At 73.2% G+C, this 15,543-nt stretch carries 14 protein-coding genes; 7 read left to right on the forward strand and 7 right to left on the reverse strand.

Going from position 1 to position 15,543, the window contains the following annotated elements:
• Window positions 1-77 precede the first annotated feature (77 nt).
• The 3 genes from IE308_RS30410 to IE308_RS30420 are packed head-to-tail and all read right to left on the reverse strand — an operon-like array spanning window position 78 to window position 3,346.
• On the reverse strand, window positions 78-1,460 hold the full coding sequence (locus IE308_RS30410) for a ferredoxin reductase family protein (protein ID WP_162655462.1): 1,383 nt from the start codon (window positions 1,458-1,460) through the stop codon (window positions 78-80).
• A 58-nt stretch (window positions 1,461-1,518) separates the two neighbouring features.
• The gene (locus IE308_RS30415; protein WP_190220373.1) at window positions 1,519-1,983 is read right to left on the reverse strand and encodes an FMN-binding protein; all 465 of its coding nucleotides are present in this window, start codon (window positions 1,981-1,983) and stop codon (window positions 1,519-1,521) included.
• Window positions 1,984-1,993: 10 nt separating this feature from the next.
• Entirely contained in the window at window positions 1,994-3,346 is a 1,353-nt protein-coding gene (locus IE308_RS30420; protein ID WP_190220374.1) for a ferredoxin reductase family protein, read from the reverse strand.
• Window positions 3,347-3,497: 151 nt separating this feature from the next.
• On the opposite strand from IE308_RS30420, the gene IE308_RS30425 reads away from it, so the two are divergent.
• Both IE308_RS30425 and IE308_RS30430 read left to right on the forward strand, forming a co-directional pair.
• On the forward strand, window positions 3,498-4,238 hold the full coding sequence (locus tag IE308_RS30425; RefSeq protein ID WP_190220375.1) for a response regulator transcription factor: 741 nt from the start codon (window positions 3,498-3,500) through the stop codon (window positions 4,236-4,238).
• Window positions 4,235-5,821 carry a sensor histidine kinase gene (locus tag IE308_RS30430; RefSeq protein ID WP_190220376.1) on the forward strand — a complete coding sequence of 529 codons (1,587 nt, stop codon included), beginning with the start codon at window positions 4,235-4,237 and terminating at the stop codon, window positions 5,819-5,821. Before IE308_RS30425 ends, IE308_RS30430 begins: the two co-directional genes overlap by 4 nt.
• Here the strand turns inward: IE308_RS30430 and IE308_RS30435 are convergent.
• The 3 genes from IE308_RS30435 to IE308_RS30445 all read right to left on the reverse strand — a co-directional run bounded on the left by IE308_RS30435 (window position 5,808) and on the right by IE308_RS30445 (window position 8,152).
• Window positions 5,808-6,530, reverse strand: coding sequence for a L,D-transpeptidase family protein (locus IE308_RS30435; RefSeq protein ID WP_110626981.1), 723 nt, complete (start codon window positions 6,528-6,530; stop codon window positions 5,808-5,810). The two genes, IE308_RS30430 and IE308_RS30435, sit on opposite strands and share 14 nt — an antisense overlap.
• A 64-nt stretch (window positions 6,531-6,594) precedes the next feature.
• Entirely contained in the window at window positions 6,595-7,191 is a 597-nt protein-coding gene (locus IE308_RS30440; RefSeq protein WP_190220377.1) for a pyridoxamine 5'-phosphate oxidase family protein, read from the reverse strand.
• A 136-nt stretch (window positions 7,192-7,327) separates the two neighbouring features.
• Window positions 7,328-8,152 (reverse strand): hypothetical protein, encoded by an 825-nt coding sequence (locus IE308_RS30445; protein ID WP_190220378.1) that lies wholly within the window; start codon window positions 8,150-8,152, stop codon window positions 7,328-7,330.
• 239 nt (window positions 8,153-8,391) lie between these two features.
• On the opposite strand from IE308_RS30445, the gene argH reads away from it, so the two are divergent.
• The 4 genes from argH (at window position 8,392) to IE308_RS30465 (ending at window position 13,152) form a co-directional block, all read left to right on the forward strand.
• Window positions 8,392-9,816 (forward strand): argininosuccinate lyase, encoded by a 1,425-nt coding sequence (gene argH / locus IE308_RS30450; RefSeq protein WP_190220379.1) that lies wholly within the window; start codon window positions 8,392-8,394, stop codon window positions 9,814-9,816.
• Between the two features lie 179 nt (window positions 9,817-9,995).
• Complete coding sequence (locus IE308_RS30455; protein ID WP_190220380.1) at window positions 9,996-10,967, forward strand: aldo/keto reductase; 972 nt, start codon at window positions 9,996-9,998, stop codon at window positions 10,965-10,967.
• 113 nt (window positions 10,968-11,080) lie between these two features.
• The gene (locus IE308_RS30460) at window positions 11,081-11,632 is read left to right on the forward strand and encodes a TetR/AcrR family transcriptional regulator (protein WP_229909259.1); all 552 of its coding nucleotides are present in this window, start codon (window positions 11,081-11,083) and stop codon (window positions 11,630-11,632) included.
• Complete coding sequence (locus IE308_RS30465) at window positions 11,629-13,152, forward strand: MFS transporter (protein WP_190220382.1); 1,524 nt, start codon at window positions 11,629-11,631, stop codon at window positions 13,150-13,152. The genes IE308_RS30460 and IE308_RS30465 overlap by 4 nt, the downstream gene beginning before the upstream one ends.
• A gap of 116 nt (window positions 13,153-13,268) precedes the next feature.
• On the opposite strand, the gene IE308_RS30470 is transcribed toward IE308_RS30465, so the two are convergent.
• Complete coding sequence (locus IE308_RS30470) at window positions 13,269-13,943, reverse strand: lysophospholipid acyltransferase family protein (protein ID WP_110626975.1); 675 nt, start codon at window positions 13,941-13,943, stop codon at window positions 13,269-13,271.
• Window positions 13,944-14,339: 396 nt separating this feature from the next.
• Between IE308_RS30470 and IE308_RS30475 the strand changes: the two genes are divergently transcribed.
• Entirely contained in the window at window positions 14,340-15,533 is a 1,194-nt protein-coding gene (locus IE308_RS30475) for a glycerophosphodiester phosphodiesterase (protein ID WP_190220383.1), read from the forward strand.
• The last annotated feature ends 10 nt before the right edge of the window (window positions 15,534-15,543 follow it).

The following is a 15,543-nucleotide window of genomic DNA, read 5'->3' on the forward strand; positions in this document are numbered from 1 at the left end:
GGAGACTCGGTGGCTCAGTGGCTCAGTGGCTCAGTGGCTCAGTGGCTCGGTGGTTCGGTGACTCGGTCGCTCGGTGACTACATCTCGAACGACTCGTGATGGATGCGGCGCGCGGGAACCCCCGCGCCGCGCAGCGCCTCGTAGACCGACTGCGCGAACCCGGGCGGCCCGCACAGGAACACGTCGTGCGCCTCGATGTCCGGCACCTTCTCCCGCAGCCGCTCCGCCGAGATGTCCGGCCGCTCCCCGTCGGGGCTGTTGACCGCGTACATCAGCCGCGCCCCCCGCTCCTCGGCGATCCGCGCCAGCTCGTCCCACAGCGCCAGGTCCTGCGTGCTGTTGGCCCGGTACAGCAGCGTGATGTCACCCGCCGCGCCCGGCAGCGTCTCGAACAGCGCCCGCATCGGCGTGATCCCGACGCCGCCCGCGACCAGCAGCACCTTGCCCCGGCTGCGCCGCTGCGCGGTCAGCGCGCCGTACGGCCCCTCCGCCCACACACGCGTGCCGGGCGTCAGCTCCCGCAGCCGGGCGCTGTGGTCGCCGATCGCCTTCACCGTGATCCGCAGCAACTCCGGCCGCGGCGCCGCCGACAGCGAGTACGGGTGCGAGCTGAAACGCATGCCCGGTGCCAGGAACCGCCAGCGGAAGAACTGCCCGGCCTCCGCGCCCATCCGGTGCAGCCGGCGCCCGCCGATCAGCACCGACACGATGCCCGGCGTCTCCTCGATCACCGCCTCGACCCGCATCCGGTGCCGCAGGTTCAGCCGGAGCGGCGTGAGGACGCGGTACCAGAGCAGCAGCGCGGTGACGGCGCCGTACAGCCCGTACCAGAAGGTCTTCGCGGCGGGTTCGACGGCGAAGTCGTTGCCGGTGCTGATCTGGTGCCAGAACGTCAGGAACACCGCGGCGTACGTCAGCAGATGGACGTGGTACCAGAGGTCGTACGGCAGCCGGCGGCGGACCGCGCCCACCGAGACCAGGCCGATGACCACCAGCAGGCCCGTGCCGAGCGCGGCCTTGCCCATGTCCGGCAGCTGCTGGACGGAGTCGACGGTCTGGCCGACGATGTCGCCGAGCGAGCGGCCGCCCTGCAGCGCGTACCCCCACATGGTGAGGAAGACGTGCGCGAGGACCAGGCAGAGCGTGTAGCGGCCGGTCATCGCGTGCCAGCGGGCCACCCGGTCGGAGCCCACCCGTCGCTCCAGCGCGGGCACCCGGGCCATCTGCAGCACCACCAGCGCCATCAGATAGCCGGCCAGCAGCCCGGTGATGCGCCCGGCGTTGAGGATCCGGCCGGTGTCGTCCGCGATGGACGGCGTGTTCCGCCACCACAGCCACAGCACGCCCGCCGCGCCCGCCCACAGGGCGAGCAGCAGCGGGACGGCGGGGGAGCGGCGCGGACGGATGCGGCGCATCGTCTGACGGCGGGCGGCACGGCCGCCGGCGAGCGTGGTGGTCACGGTGCCTCCGTGGGACGGGACCCTTGGCCCACCCATACGTGGCGGACCCCGCCCGTGTTCAGAGCCCCGCCGAGTCCAGCGCCGACTGGAGCGACTGCCGGTACCCGTCACTCGTGTACGTCGCCCCGGACACGGTGTCGATGTCCGCGCTCTGCGCGTCGAGCGCCTCGCGCCGCAGCTCCGGGATGGCGTAGGCGTTGATCTCCTGGTCGCGGGGGTTCTCGGTCGGATAGGTGACCGCGGTGACGTCGGTGAGCTTCCCGTTGTCGACGGTGACCCGCACCTGGACGGGACCCCAGCGGGTGTCCGCCGAGTCGCCGGTGACGGTCCTGCTGCCGGTCGCGGCACCGGGAGAGGAGGCGGCGGCCGGACTGCTCGCGCCGGCGGTCGGCGCGGGCGCGCCGACCGCAAGCGCGGGGCCGGTGTGCGGCTTCAGGGACAGCAGCAGCACCATGCCCGAGACGGTGGCGGCGCTCGCCAGGACGATCCGGCGCAGGGGGCGGTTCTTCTTCAGCGGGTGCACGTGAAAGGCCTCACAGCTCGAACGACTCGTGGTGGATACGCCGGTCCGGCACCCCGGCGGCCCGCAGTTCCCGGTAAAGGTCCTGGGCGAACCCATGCGGGCCGCAGAGGTAGACGTCATGACCGGCCAGGTCGGGGAAGGCGGCCAGCAGCGCGGGCGCCGACAGGTCCGGGCGCTCCCCGTGCGGCCCGTTGAGCGCGTACCGCACCCGCGCGCCCCGCCAGCGGGCGATCGCCTCCAGCTCCGCGCCCAGGGCGAGGTCCGCGGCGGTGCGTGCCCGGTACAGCAGCGTCACCTCGCCGGGCAGCGTCTCGAACAGTGCCCGCAACGGCGTGACCCCGACGCCGCCCGCGATGAGCAGCGCCTTCGGTGCCGTACGCCGGCCGGCCGTCAGCGCGCCGTACGGGCCCTCCGCCCACACCCGGGTGCCGGGCCGCAGCAGCGCCACGGCCGCGCTGTGGCCGCCGAGCGCCTTCACCGTGATCCGCATACAGTCGCCGCGCGGCGGCGCCGACAGGGAGTACGGCGTCGACGTACGGGCCAGTCCCGCGCCGAGGAACCGCCAGCGGAAGAACTGCCCCGGCTCCACCGGCAGTTCGGCCAGCCGGCGGCCGTGAACGACGACCGACCAGACGCCCGGCGCCTCCGGCTGCACGGACTCCACCCGCAGCCGGTGCCGGACGTTCAGCCGCACGGGCACCAGCACCCGGAACCACACGACCAGCGCCGCCACCCCCAGGTACAGCGCGTACCACGCGCCCGTGGCCGCCGCGTCGCCGCTGAACTCGTTCCCCAGGGCCACCTGATGGCCGAAGGCGAGGAAGACGGCGGCGTAGGTGAGGAGGTGGACGTGGTACCAGAACTCGTAGCCGGTGCGGCGGCGCACGGCCCGCGCCGACGTCACCCCGACCGCCAGGAGGATCACCGTGCCCGCGGTCGCCTTCAGCATCTCCGGGTAGTCCAGGACGACGGTCACCGTCTCGTGCCACAGCGACCGCCGGTCCTGCGCCGCGTACCCGGCGAGGATCAGCACGATGTGCGCGAGCAGCAGGCAGACCGTGTAGCGGCCCGCCATGGCGTGCCAGCGGGCCACCCGGTCCGAGCCGATCCGCCGCTCCAGCAGCGGCACCCGCGCCATCAGCCCGACCAGCACCGCGCACGCGTACCCGGTCAGCAGCCCGGCGAGCCGCCCCGCCCCGGTCAGCCAGCCCGCCGCCCCGACCACGGAGCCGGTGTCCGCCCACCACAACGCGAGCACGGCCGCGGCACCCGCCCACAGCAGGGCCAGCAGCGGACCCGCGGCGGACAGGCGCGCGGACGGCGCCGCCCGCGAGGCCGTCCGCCGCTCGTACACGGTGGTCATCAGTCGTGTCCTTTCGCCGTTCCGGACGCAACTGTGCGGCCCGAACCTCTCAGCCGCCTCTGAATCAGCGGCCCCGGGCCCGGACTCAGAGGAAACTCAGAGCGTTCTCAGAGCCCCCTCACCGCGGCGTGGGGAGATGCTGGAGACCGCCATGAACACCACCCGCTCCGGCCGCCCCGCCCTCACCCGCCCCGACGGCACCCCGCTGCGCGTCCTCGTCGTCGACGACGACCCCGACCTCGCCGAGGTCCTCACCGGCGCCCTGCGCTACGAGGGCTGGCAGGTGCGCGCCGCCGCCGACGGCGCCTCCGCGCTCGCCGCCGCCCGCGACCTCCAGCCCGACGCCGTCGTCCTCGACGTGATGCTCCCCGACACCGACGGCTTCACCGTGCTGCGGGAACTGCACACCGTCCGTCCCGGCGTCTGCGTGCTGTTCCTGACCGCGCGGGACGCCGTGGAGGACCGCATCGCCGGCATCACCGCCGGCGGCGACGACTACGTCACCAAGCCGTTCAGCCTGGAGGAGGTCGTCGCCCGGGTCCGCGGCCTGCTGCGCCGGGCCGGACTCGCCCGGCAGCTCGACGAGGGGCCGCGCCTGGTCGTCGGCGACCTCGCCATGGACGAGGAGGCCCGTGAGGTGACCCGCGCCGGGGAGCTGATCGAGCTGTCGCCCACCGAGTTCGAACTGCTCCGCTTCCTCATGCGCAACCCGCGCCGCGTCCTCAGCAAGGCGCAGATCCTGGACCGGGTGTGGTCCTACGACTTCGGCGGCCGGGCCCATGTCGTCGAGCTGTACATCTCCTACCTGCGCAAGAAGGTCGACGCGGGCCGCGAACCCATGATCCACACCGTGCGCGGCGCCGGATACGTCCTGAAACCGGCGACGCGATGACCGCCGTACGACGGCTGCTCCGCAGGGCGCCCCGGACCCTGCCCCGGCCGCGCACGCTGCGGGCCCGGCTGATCGCGGGCCTGCTCGTGCTGCTGACCGTCAGCTGCGCCGCGGTCGGTGTCGCCGCCGTGGTCGAGCTGGAGCACTTCCTCACCGGCCGCGTCGACCAGCAGCTCGCCGAGGCCGGCACCCGCTTCCCGGCCAGCCTGGAGAACACCGCCCGCCCGCCCGACCACGACGGCGACGAGCACGGCGACACCCGCCACCAGCCGGCCGGCACCTTCGGCGCCCGCCTCGTCGACGGCACCGTCACCCACGCGGCCGTGGTGCCCTCCGGCAGCGGGCTCGCCGTACGGACCGTCGACCTCACCGCGCACGACCGGCGCGCCCTCGCCGCGCTCCCGGCCGACGGACGGCCCCACACCGTCGCCCTGGCCTCCCTCGACGAGTACCGGGTGACCGCCGCCTGGGGCCTGGACGGCGACGTCCTGGTCACCGGGCTGCCGCTGGAGCCGGTGGAGGCCGCCGTGCACCGGCTGGAACTGGTGGCCGGCGTGGTCTTCGGCATCGCCCTCGCCCTGACCGGCGTGGCGGGCGTGCTGTGGGTGCGCTGGTCGCTGCGCCCGCTCAGCCGGGTCGCCGCCACCGCGACCCGGGTCAGCGAACTGCCCCTGGCCAGCGGCGAGGTCGCGCTGCCGCCCCGGAACCCGGACTACGACCCGCGCAGCGAGGTGGGCCGGGTGGCCGCCGCGTTCGACCGCATGCTCGGCCACGTCGGGGACGCGCTCGGCAAGCGGCACGCCAGCGAGGAACGGCTGCGCCGGTTCGCCGCCGACGCCAGCCACGAACTGCGCACACCCGTCGCGTCCGTACGCGGCCACGCGGAACTGGCGCTGCTGCACCCGGGCCCGGTCCCACCGGAGGTGACCCGGGCGCTGGAGCGCATCGCGGCCGAGTCGTCCCGGATGGGCGAGATGGTGGACGAGATGCTGCTCCTGGCCCGCCTGGACGCCGGCCGCCCGCTGGAGCGCCGCCCGGTCGACCTGACGCGGCTGGTCCTCGACGCCGTCACGGACGCCCGGGCCGCCGGCCCCGGCCACCGCTGGACCCTGGACCTCGCGGAGGAGCCGGTCCTCGTGCCCGGCGACGCCCACCGCCTGCACCAGGTGGTGGCCAACCTGCTGGCCAACGCGCGGGGGCACACACCTGTGGGCACGGAGGTGACGGTGACTCTGGCTGTCGACGGGCCCGCCGCGGACGGCCGTGGCGTCGAGGGACCCGCCGCTGACAGCCCCGCCGCGGACGGCCGTGGCGCCGAGGAATCCACCGGCGTCGAGGGAACCACCGCCGTCCTCTCCGTCCACGACAGCGGGCCGGGCGTGCCGGCGGAGGTCCGGCCGGACGTGTTCGAGCGCTTCACCCGGGCGGAACACCGCCGCCGCGCGGGCGCGTCCGTGTCCGGTGGCGGCGCGGGCCTCGGCCTGGCGATCGTGGCGGCGGTCGTCGAGGCGCACGGCGGCAGCGTGGCGCTGGACAGCCGCCCCGGCTCGACGACGTTCACGGTCCGCCTCAGTACCGGGTGACGGCGAGCGGGCCGGCCGCCGTACCGATCGCGACGTGCGGCTTCGCGTCCGGGTCGGCCCACCGCAGGATCCGCCGCATCGCCTCGGCGGGCACGGACACGCAACCCGCCGTCGCCCCGCGTCCGTTCACGTGCAGGAAGATGCCGGCGCCGCGACCGCGCACCGGGGTGCGGTAGTTGAAGCCGACGACCAGGGCGTGGGCGTACTGCGTGCGGTAGGTGATCAGGTGCTCGGACTCGGCGGCCCGGCAGTCGGCCGGACGCGGCTCGGTCCACCGGTTGTAGGAGCGGGAGCCGTTGTCCTGGCACCACCAGGAGTCCGCGTGCACCCGCCGGTACGGCATCCGGGTCCCGCCCGGCGCGGCCTCGACGCCGAAGCCGAAGGGCAGGTCGTACAGGCCGGCCGGGGTGGTGTTCGTGCCCTGCCGGCGCGCGGTGCCCTCGACGAGCCCGCGGGCGCCGAACCGCGCGGGCGCGGACCCGGCCACCGTCCACCGGCCGGCGCGCCGCTCCCACCAGGTGAGCCTGCCGGCGGTGGCACCGGCCCGCGGGGTGACGGCCGTGAGCAGCTGGGTGCCGCCGCCGGTGTCGGCCATCCGTTCGGGCAGCGGGGCCGGGCGGGCGGGGGCGGCGCCGGCCGGGGCGAGGGGCGGGGCGAGCAGGCAGGCGGAGAGGGCGAGGGCGGTCAGTGCGGTACGGGCAGGGGGCATGGCGCCGACGCTAGGCGCGGGGCGCGCCGGCGGCACCGTGGCCGGTCCGTTCGGGGGTGCGGGGTCACGCGGCCGACGGCGGCGACGGCGGCAGTGGCAGGGGGAGTCCCGGCAGGCCGTCGAGGCTCGTCGCCACGTGCTCCTTCTTCTCGAAGTACGCGCTCAGTGAGGCGTCGTCCTCGCGGGCGAAGCGCTTGGCGTGCAGGTCGCGGTCGGCGTCGTACGTCATGAAGGGCACCGCGTAACCGCAGGTGTCCCGGACGAGTTCGGCGTGCACGACGATGATCGCGCGCAGGCCGTGCGGGGCGGTGTCGATGCCGGGGAAGCGGGCGAGGAGGTCCGGGAAGCGCGGGTCGTCGCGGAAGACGGGCTCGCCGCGGCCGTGCACCCGCACGATGTTCGGCGGTCCCTGGAAGGCGCACCACATCAGCGTGATACGGCCGTTCTCCCGCAGGTGCGCGACGGTCTCCGCGTTGGACCCGGCGAAGTCCAGGTAGGCGACGGTGTGTTCGTCGAGCACCGCGAACGAGCCCTTGAGGCCTTTGGGGGAGAGGTTGACCGTGCCGTCGCCCGACAGCGGGGCGGTCGCCGTGAAGAACACCGGCTGTTCCTCGATGAAGGTGCGGAGCCTGCCGTCGATGCGCTCGTAAGTCTTTCCCATGACTAAGGATTATCGCGCCAGTTAGTTCACCTGTCTAAGGAATTCGCGGGTCCGCTTGCCCCCCTCCTCCGTGCCGGCAGCTGTGCCCCCGGACGGCACCGATGTGGCGCGGCCCGGGGGCGACAGCGCCGTCACCTCACTTGACGAGCCTGCAGGCGGCGAGGGTGCCCAGTCCTTGGGGCTTGGTGGTGGTGCGGCCGATGGCGATGGCGATGCGGTCGATGGTGGAGACGCGCTTGTCCTTGAGGGGGCCGAGGATGGCGTTCTGGACGAAGTTGGGTCCGCCCTGTCCGCTGGAGGTGGCGAGGCGGTTGTTGGCTTCGCGGATCTGGGTGTCGAGGAGGGTGAGGTTGCGGTCGACTTCGGCGCGGGCGGAGGCGGGGACGGCGGGGAGCTGGGACCTGACGTCGGGGCAGGCGATGGCACCCGCCGAGGTGCCGCTGCCGGTGTTCGTGCCGTTGCCGGTGTTCATGCCGGTGCCGCCCGTGGTGCCCGTCCGCTGGGGCGCGGGGGTGCTCTGGCCGCCGCCGAGCGTGCAGGCGGCGAGGGTGCCCAGTCCTTGGGGCTTGGTGGTGGTGCGGCCGATGGCGATGGCGATGCGGTCGATGGTGGAGACGCGCTTGTCCTTGAGGGGGCCGAGGATGGCGTTCTGGACGAAGTTGGGTCCGCCCTGTCCGCTGGAGGTGGCGAGGCGGTTGTTGGCTTCGCGGATCTGGGTGTCGAGGAGGGTGAGGTTGCGGTCGACTTCGGCGCGGGCGGAGGCGGGGACGGCGGGGAGCTGGGACCTGACGTCCGGGCAGGTGATCGCAGCCGCCGCGGCCAGGGGCCTGGCCTTCGTGCCGCCGCCGGGCTCCCCGGCGAGGGCCGAACCGGCGATCACCGCGCCGGAGAGGACGACGGCCGCGGCGCCGCCGACGGCCGCGACACGGCGCTTGTTGTACTTCGGGAGAGCCCTGGACATGCGAATGCCTCACTCGGGTCGGGATCGTTGCGTGATCGGTGGTCGCTCGGGTGGTGCAAACGCGGCGCCTGCGTTCGGTGGGAGATACGGGAAAGCGGTTTCTCGCGTTCAAGGGGGAGCGGGGGTTCTTCGCCGACCCCGGGGTGCAGTGGTGCGGACTGGCGGATTGACGAATCATGCAGAGGTCTGCATAATCATGCATCACGGTTCGTCCTCCACACCCTCTAGGAGCAGCGCAAGTGAGCAGCAACAGCGGTGACGTCCGGCTCTGGGGCGGCCGATTCGCCGACGGTCCCGCCGAGGCCCTGGCCAAGCTGTCCGCGTCCGTCCACTTCGACTGGCGGCTCGCGCCCTACGACATCGCCGGTTCCCGCGCCCACGCGCGCGTGCTGCACAAGGCCGGGCTCCTCACCGAGGACGAGCTGACCCGGATGATCGCCGGCCTGGACCAGCTGGAGGCGGACGTCGCCGCCGGCACCTTCGTCGGCACCATCGCCGACGAGGACGTCCACACCGCCCTGGAGCGCGGCCTGCTGGAACGGCTCGGCCCCGACCTCGGCGGCAAACTGCGCGCCGGGCGGTCCCGCAACGACCAGGTCGCCACCCTCTTCCGGATGTACCTCCGCGACCACGCCCGCGTCATCGGCGGTCTCATCGCCGACCTCCAGGAGGCGCTCATCGGCCTCGCCGAGGCCCACCCCGACGTGGCCATGCCCGGCCGCACCCACCTCCAGCACGCCCAGCCCGTGCTCTTCGCCCACCACGTCCTCGCCCACGTCCAGGCGCTCTCCCGGGACGCCGAGCGGCTGCGGCAGTGGGACGCCCGCACGGCCGTCTCGCCGTACGGCTCCGGCGCCCTCGCCGGGTCCTCCCTCGGGCTGGACCCCGAGGCCGTCGCGAAGGACCTCGGCTTCGAACACGGCAGCGCCGGCAACTCCATCGACGGCACCGCCTCCCGTGACTTCGTGGCGGAGTTCGCCTTCGTCACCGCGATGATCGGCGTCAACGTCTCCCGTATCGCCGAGGAGATCATCATCTGGAACACGAAGGAGTTCTCCTTCGTGACCCTGCACGACGCGTTCTCCACCGGCTCGTCGATCATGCCGCAGAAGAAGAACCCCGACATCGCCGAGCTGGCGCGCGGCAAGTCCGGGCGGCTGATCGGCAACCTGACGGGGCTCATGGCCACGCTGAAGGCCCTCCCGCTCGCCTACAACCGGGACCTCCAGGAGGACAAGGAGCCCGTCTTCGACTCCATCGACCAGCTGGAGATCCTGCTGCCGGCCTTCACCGGCATGATGGCCACCCTCACCGTCCACCGGGAGCGCATGGAGGAGCTGGCCCCCGCCGGGTTCTCCCTCGCCACCGACATCGCCGAGTGGCTGGTCAAGCAGGGCGTGCCGTTCCGTGTGGCGCACGAGGTCGCCGGGGAGTGCGTGAAGGTCGCCGAGGCGGAGGGCAAGGAGCTGGACGAGCTGACCGACGAGCAGTTCGCGAAGATCTCCGCGCACCTCACGCCCGAGGTGCGGACGGTACTGAACGTGCCGGGCGCGCTGGCGTCCCGCAACGGCCGTGGGGGTACGGCGCCCAGCGCTGTCGCGGTACAGCTGGCCGAGGTGAAGGCGGATCTGGCGGTGCAGCGGGGGTGGGTCTCGGGGCGGTAGCCGACGTTCGGGGCGGGGGGTCTGGGCGGGGGGTTCGGTGCGGGGCTCCGCCCCGGACCCAGAGGGCATTTCCCGCCGGGCCAGCCCCCAGCGGGCCTTCACCCACCCCCCACCCCACCCCGGCTACGTTGGACCCACCCCGCTCCACGCCACCACCACCCACCCCCAACGGAGCCGCGATGCCCCTCGCCCGTCTCGCCTCGGTCACCACCCCCACCGCCCACCTCGGCCTCGGTCTCGCCGCCGTCGGGCGGCCCGGGTACATCACCCTCGGCCGGGACCGGGACCTCCCCGCCGAGCGCACCGTCGAGGCCCTTCGCGAGCGCACCCACCAGCTCCTCGACGCCGCCTACGCCCAGGGCGTCCGGTACATCGACGCCGCCCGCTCCTACGGCCGCTCCGAGGAGTTCCTCGCCGACTGGCTGCGCTCCCGCCCCGGCCTCGACGACATCGTCGTGGGCAGCAAGTGGGGGTACACCTACACCGCCGGCTGGTCCACCGACGCCGAGCGGCACGAGGTGAAGGACCACAGCCTCGCCACGTACGAACGGCAGCGCGCCGAGACCGACGCCCTCCTCGGCGACCATCTCGACCTCTACCAGATCCACTCCGTCACCCCGGACAGTCCCGCCCTCACCAACCGGGAACTGCACGCCCGGCTGGCCGAGGCCGCCACCCGGGGCGTCACCGTCGGTTTCTCCACCAGCGGTCCCGCCCAGGCCGACGCGATCCGGGCCGCCCTCGCCGTGACCGTCGACGGCGAGCCCCTCTTCGGTGCCGTCCAGTCCACGTACAACGTGCTGGAGACCTCCGCCGGACCCGCCCTCGCCGAGGCCCACGACGCCGGCCTCACCGTGATCGTCAAGGAGGGCATGGCCAACGGGCGGCTCGCCGAGCCCCAGGCCCCGGAGGCCCTGCGAGCCCTCGCCCGCGAGACCGGCCTCGGCTGCGACGCCGTCGCCCTCGCGTTCGTCCTGCGCCGGCCCTGGGCCGGCGTCGTCCTCTCCGGTGCCGCCACCGTCGGCCAGCTCACCTCCAACCTCCACGCCCCGGCCGTCGACCTCGACGACGAGCAGCTGGAACGGCTCACCCCGCTCGCGGAAGAACCCCGCGCCTACTGGGAGCGACGCGGACAGCTGCCCTGGCACTGAGCCGGGCGGAACCCGCACCGACCTCGCGCCGCCCCAGACCCACCCATCCCCACCACTGAGACACGCACGCCCGCTGTGAGACATTCATGTCTCATCTGGGGTACCCTCGTCTCATGCCCTTCGACCGCGACCACGTCCTCCGCACCGCCGCCGCCCTCCTGACCCGCAAGTCCACCGCGACCATGGACGAGGTCGCCAAGGCCGCCGGCATCAGCCGCGCCACCCTGCACCGGCACTTCGCCGGGCGGGACGCGCTCGTGCGGGCGCTGGAGGCCCTCGGTATCGCCGAGTGCGAAGGTGCGCTGGAGCGGGCCCGGCTCGACGAGGGGCCCGCCACCGAGGGCGTCCGCAGGCTCGTCCGTGAGATCGAGCCGGCCGCCGGACTGCTCGCCTTCCTCTACAGCGAGAACCAGCTGTTCGAGGGTGACGGGCAGAACGCCGGCTGGGAACGCATCGACGCCCGCGTCACCGCCCTGTTCCGGCGCGGCCAGGACGCCGGCGAGTTCCGTATCGACCTCTCGCCCGCCTGGCTCACCGAGGCGCTCTACGGCCTGCTCGCCGCCGGCGCCTGGTCGGTGCTCGACGGCAAGGTCGCCCGCAACGACTTCACGTTCATGATCGCCGAGCTGCTGCTCGGCGGCGCGCTACGAAGAGAGGAATCATGACCAGCACCCTGCAGCCGGCACGCACGAGCGAGGCGGTGAAGCGCCCGGGCCGCTGGCTCGCGCTGTCCGTCCTCGTGCTCGCCGTGCTGCTGGTGGCCGTCGACGCGACCGTCCTCGGCCTCGCGACCCCCTACATCAGCGAAGACCTCCGGCCCTCCGGCACCCAGCTGCTGTGGATCGGCGACGTCTACTCCTTCGTCATCGCCGGTCTGCTCGTTTCCATGGGCAGCCTCGGCGACCGCGTCGGCCGCAAGCGCATCCTGCTCTGCGGCGCCACGGCGTTCGGCGCGATATCCGTGCTCAACGCCTACGCCACCACCCCCGAGCTGATGATCCTCGCCCGGGCCCTGCTCGGCGTCGCCGGCGCGACCCTCATGCCCGCGACGCTCGCCCTGATCCGCAACCTCTTCCACGACCCGCGCGAGCGCAGCCTCGCCGTCGGCATCTGGGGCGCCACCGCCTCCGCCGGCACGGCCGTCGGCCCCATCGTGGGCGGCTTCCTGCTGGAGCACTTCTGGTGGGGCTCCGTCTTCCTCATCAACCTGCCCGTGATGGTCGTGCTCGTCCTCGTCGGCATCCGGCTGCTGCCCGAATCGCGGAACCCGCGTCCCGGCCCGTGGGACCTGACCAGTGTCGTCCTGTCGCTCGTCGGCATGATCGGCCTCGTCTACGCCGTCAAGGAGGCCGCCACGCACGGCTTCTCCTGGGCCACGCTCGCCGCCGGCCTCCTCGGCGCCGCCGCGCTGGCCGGGTTCGTGCGCCGCCAGCTCACGCTGCCCGCGCCGCTGCTGGACATGCGGCTGTTCCGCAACCGCGGCTTCAGCGGTGCCGTCCTGGCGGACCTGCTGACCATCCTCGGCATGTCGGGGCTGGTGTTCTTCCTCTCCCAGTACCTGCAACTGGTGCAGGGAAGGCCCCCGTTCGAGGCCGGGCTCGCCGAACTGCCCGCCGCCGTCGGCGCGGTGGCGGCCGGTCTGGTCGCGGGGCGCGCGGCCCGCCGCTTCTCGGTGCGGACCGTCGTCTCCGGCGGCCTCGCCGCGGTCGGTCTGGCCCTGGCCGCGCTGACCATGCTGAGCGAGGAGACCGGCTACCCGCTGCTCGGCACCGCCCTGCTCGTCGTCGGCGTCGGCGCCGGCTTCTCCTTCACGGTCACCGCCGACGTCATCCTCGCCGGCGTGCCCAAGGACCAGGCCGGCGCCGCCTCCGCGGTCTCGGAGACGGCGTACGAACTCGGCGCCGCCCTCGGCATCGCCGTACTGGGCTCGATCGTGACGGGCGCCTACCGCGACTTCACCGCCCCGGCCGGCACCCCGGCCGCGGCCCATGAATCCCTGGGCGGCGCGGTCGAGGCGGCCCACACCCTTCCGTCCCACACCGCCGACGCCCTGCTGTCGTCCGCCCGCGAGGCCTTCGTCCACGGCCTCTCCCTGGCGGCGGGCGCCGGGGCCGTCGTACTCCTGGCCACGGCGGCGGCGGCCTGGTTCATGCTCCGCGGCCAACGGCTGGAAAGCCGACCCTGAGGGGCGCGGGGCGTATCGCTGTGCGGCTCCGCCGCGTGGGCGCGATCAACCCCTCACACGCCGCACCCGCCGTCCGGCATAAGCCGGGACGGCGGGTGGGCGAACCGCGCTGAAACCTACGCCGCTTCCTTGGCCTTGCTCGCGTACATGTCCACGTACTCCTGCCCCGACAGCCGCATCACCTCGGCCATCACCGAGTCCGTCACGGCCCGCAGCACGTACCGGTCGCGGTCCATGCCGTCGTACCGGGAGAACTCCATCGCCTCACCGAAGCGGACCGTCACCTTGTGCGGCCGGGGCATCCCCGACCCGCCCGGCTGGATCTTGTCCGTGCCGATCATCGCGAACGGCACCACCGGCGCGCCCGTCATCAGCGTCAGCCGCGCGATGCCGGTGCGGCCCCGGTACAGCCGGCCGTCGGGGGAGCGGGTGCCCTCGGGGTAGATGCCGAAGACCCTGCCCTCCTCCAGCACCCGGCGGCCGGTCATCAGCGCCGCGACACCGCCCCGGCCGCCGTCGCGGTCGACCGGGATCATGCCGACGCCGGTGAAGAACCACGCCATCAGGCGGCCCTTGAGGCCCTTGCCGGTGACGTACTCGTCCTTGCCGATGAAGCAGACCTGACGGTCGCAGACCAGCGGCAGGATCATCGAGTCCATGAACGTGAGGTGGTTGCCGGCGAGGATCACCGGACCGTCGCCCGGGATGTGCTCCGCGCCTTCCACCTGTGGGCGGAACATCAGGCGCATGATCGGACCGAGCACTGCCTTGATGATCGCGAAGCGGGACAACGGGCCCTCCGGTGTCAAGGGATTCGGTATGAGTGGTTATGAGTCTGTGCAGGTTATGAGTCTGTGCAGGTGAGGACGATACTCGCGGCCCCCGGTGCCGCGCACATCGGGTTCACCGAGGTCTTACGCACTGTTGACGCGGGTTTACCTGCGGTGTCGCTCCACCGCCGCCGCGTAACGCGCGCGCCATCCCCCGGACGATGTGACCGACATCGCGCCGGAACCTCCGCCTCCGAGTGCCCCGGAGTCCTTGACGGATGCCGACGGGGCGTCAGAACACGCCGTATGTACGCCATCCGTAGTCATCCGTGTGTTCGAGTCGAAGCCTCCCTCTGGTCATGTGCACGCCCCTACCATCGGCCCGCACGAGACATCACGGCCGGCAGGAGGACGCGTATGGGAACGCACGAGTCGCAGGTGGCGCAGGGGTCGGAGGAGCGGGCGGGCGGCACCGCGCGGCGCGCGCTGCTCGGCGCGGCGGTGCTGGGCGCCGGGGGAGCGGTCCTCGGACTGGCCGGCACGGCGAAGGCCGCCGGGGGCCCCGAGGCCGCCCGGCACGGCGGCGGGCTGAAGAGCCTGCCCGTGCCGACCGTCATCGGGCACCGCGGGGCCAGCGGATACCGGCCGGAGCACACCTTCGGCTCCTACCAGCTCGCCCTCGACCTCGGCGCCGACATCGTCGAGGCCGGCGACCTGGTCCCGACCAGGGACGGCCACCTGGTCTGCCGGCACGAGCCGGAGATCGGCGGCACCACGGACGTCGCCGCCCACCCCGAGTTCGCCGACCGGAAGACCACCAAGGTCATCGACGGCGTCTCCACCACCGGCTGGTTCACCGAGGACTTCACCCTCGCCGAGCTGAAGCGGCTGCGGGCCGTCGAGCGCATCCCCGCCAACCGGCCGCACAACACCCTCTACGACGGCCGCTGGGAGATCCCCACCTTCGAGGAGGTCCTGCGCTGGCAGGACGAGCAGACCCGCAGGCGGGGCAAGCAGGTGTGGATCTACCCCGAGACCAAGCACCCCACCTACTTCCGCAAGCTGGGCCTCGGCCTGGAGGAGCGGGTCGCGAAGCTGCTGCGCACGTACGGCAAGGACAAGCGGAACTCGCCGGTCGTCCTGCAGTCCTTCGAGCCCACCAGCATCGAACGGCTCAACAAGCTCGTCGACAACCCGCTCGTCGTGCTGCTGTCCGGCGCCGGCAGCCGCCCCTGGGACTTCGTCGAGGCCGGCGACCCGCGCACCGTCGCCGACCTCATCACCCCCAAGGGTCTGCGCGAGATCGCCGGGTACGCGCAGGGCATCGGCCCCACCCTCGACCTGGTCATCCCGAAGGACGCGAACGGCCGCCTGACGAAGCCCACCACGCTCGTCGCCGACGCGCACAAGGTGGGCCTGGTCCTGCATCCGTACACGATGCGCAACGAGAACCCCTTCCTGCCGGCGGAGTTCCGCAAGGGCACGGACGCCGACGCCTACGGCGACGCGTTCGGGGCCTTCCAGGCGTACTTCGCCACCGGCATCGACGGCGTCTTCACCGACAACCCCGACACCGGCGTGCTGGCCCGCGACGCCTTCGTCAACGGCTGAACCACCCCTT

The sequence above is a fragment of the Streptomyces griseosporeus genome, from assembly GCF_014656055.1.
Classification (GTDB): Bacteria; Actinomycetota; Actinomycetes; order Streptomycetales; family Streptomycetaceae; genus Streptomyces; species Streptomyces griseosporeus.